The organism is Streptomyces sp. NPDC020996, from assembly GCF_040641355.1.
Taxonomy (GTDB): domain Bacteria; phylum Actinomycetota; class Actinomycetes; order Streptomycetales; family Streptomycetaceae; genus Streptomyces.
Genome location: NZ_JBFADM010000145.1, coordinates 1 through 2,283 on the forward strand (window position 1 = coordinate 1; position 2,283 = coordinate 2,283).

The 2,283-nt window shown below is 73.1% G+C and carries 2 protein-coding genes; both read right to left on the reverse strand.

What is annotated here, in order from left to right; genetic code table 11:
• Window positions 1–1,252, reverse strand: a 1,252-nt coding sequence (locus AB0G63_RS39020) for a beta-ketoacyl synthase N-terminal-like domain-containing protein (RefSeq protein WP_360760635.1), incomplete at its 3' end; no start/stop codon positions are given.
• Between the two features lie 119 nt (window positions 1,253–1,371).
• A partial coding sequence (locus AB0G63_RS39025; RefSeq protein ID WP_360760637.1) for a phosphopantetheine-binding protein occupies window positions 1,372–2,283 on the reverse strand: 912 nt, incomplete at its 5' end.

Sequence of the window (2,283 nt, forward strand, 5' to 3'; positions counted from 1 at the left end):
GCGGCGACGGCTCCCCCACATGCAACGTCCGCGGCAACACACCATGCCGCATCGCCATCACCATCTTGATCACACCCGCCACACCCGCGGCAGCCGCGGTGTGGCCGATGTTCGACTTGACCGACCCGAGCCACAGCGGCCGGTCCTCGGCGCGCTCCTGCCCGTAGGTCGCGAGCAGGGCCTGCGCCTCGATCGGATCGCCCAACGCCGTGCCGGTGCCGTGCGCCTCGACCGCGTCCACGTCGGCAGGGGTCAGCCGGGCGTTGGCCAGGGCCTGCCGGATCACCCGCTGCTGAGAAGGCCCGTTCGGGGCGGTCAGACCGCTGCTGGCGCCGTCCTGGTTGACGGCGGAACCCCGTACGACCGCGAGAACCCGGTGGCCGTTCCGCCGCGCGTCCGACAGGCGCTCCAGGAGCAGTACGCCAACGCCCTCGCCCCAGACGGTGCCGTCCGCTGAAGCGGAGAAGGCCTTGCAGCGGCCGTCCTTGGCGAGGCCGCGCTGGCGGCTGAACTCCTGGAAGAGCCAGGGGTTCGGCATGACGGTGACGCCGCCGGCGAGGGCCAGGGCGCATTCGTCGGCGCGCAGTGCTTGTGCGGCCTGGTGGAGGGCGACGAGGGAGGAGGAGCAGGCGGTGTCGACGGTGACGGCGGGGCCCTCCAGGCCGAAGGTGTAGGCGACGCGGCCGGAGATGACACTGTTGACGTTGCCGGTGAGGGTGTAGCCCTCGATCTCCGGGGGCGGGGTGCCGGTGCCGCCGCCGAGATAGCCGGGGTTGCCGGCGCCGACGAAGACGCCGGTCCTGCTGCCCTTGAGGGTGGCCGGGTCGAGGCCGGCGCGTTCCAGGACCTCCCAGGAGGTTTCCAGGAAGAGCCGCTGCTGCGGGTCCATGGCGAGCGCCTCGCGCGGGGGGATGCCGAAGAACGCGGCGTCGAAGCCGACGGCGTCGTGGACGAATCCGCCTTCGCGGAGGTAGCTGCGGCCGGGGGCGTCGGGGTCGGGGTCGTAGAGCGCGTCGAGGTCCCAGCCGCGGTCGTCGGGGAAGGCGCCGATGGCGTCACGGCCTTCGAGGACCAGCTCCCACAGTCCTTCCGGGGAGGTGACGCCGCCGGGGTAGCGGCAGGCCATGCCGACGATGGCGATCGGCTCCTGCTCCCGTGCCTCGACGGCCTGCAGACGCCTGCGCGTCTGCTGGAGGTCCGCGGTGACGAGCTTGAGGTAGTCGCGGAGCTTTTCCTCGTTGCTGGTGGCCATCTGAGCGGTGCCTCCGGGAGCTTGCGGGGCTGCGGGTCCTGGCTGGGTGGGGCGGCGGGGTGGGGGCGGATGCCGGAGGCGGCGTGCGGCGTCTCCGGCCTTCTGCGTCGTGCGGGCGGTCAGTTGAGGCCGAGCTCTTTCTCGATCAGCGCGAACATCTCGTCGTCGGTGGCGGTGCTGAGCTCGGGCTCGTCGCCCGGCTCGGCCGCCTCGCCGTCACCGCCGGCCTTGATGCCGTTCTGTTCGAGCTGGTCGAGTTGTTCGAGTTTCCAGAGGAGGGAGCGGAGCCGGTTGACGGCGCGCTCCCGGCCGTCGCTGCCGGCGGGCAGGGCGACGGCGGCGGCCTCCCACTCGTTCATGGCGGTGAGTACGGCGGTCTCGGCGGCCGCGCCGTCGGGCTGGATCTCGGCGGTCAGGTGAGCCGCGAGGGCCGCCGGGGTCGGGTAGTCGAAGATCAGCGAGGTGGGCAGGCGCAGTCCGGTGACGGTGGTCAGGACGTTCCGCAGCTCGACGGCGGTCAGCGAGTCGAAACCGAGCTCGAGGAAACCGCGGTCGATGTCGAGGGCGGCCGGATGGGGGTGGGCCAGCACGGCGGCCACGTGGGTTCGCGTCAGGTCGAGCAGGGCCTGGGCCCGATCCCCGGGAGCCAGCGCGGCGAGACGAGCGGCGAGGGCCGCGGGTGCGCCGGTGGCCGGGTCCTGGTCGGCGGCCCGTCGCCCGGTGGCACGGACGAGCCCCCGGAGGACGGCGGGGAGCCGTCCGGCGTCGGCCTGTCCGCGTAGTGCGGCCGGGTCGAACCGGGCGGCGGCGAGCACCGCCTCGTCGTAGCGGGCGGCGTCGTCGAAGAGGGCGAGCCCTTCCTCGACGGACAGCGGCCGCATTCCGCTCCGCGCCATACGGGCGAGGTCGGTGGCGTCGAGGGTGCCGGTCATACCGCTGGACTCGGCCCACTGCCCCCACGCCAACGACACCGCCGGCAACCCACGATGCCGCCGATACTGCGCCAACGCATCCAAGAACGTGTTCGCCGC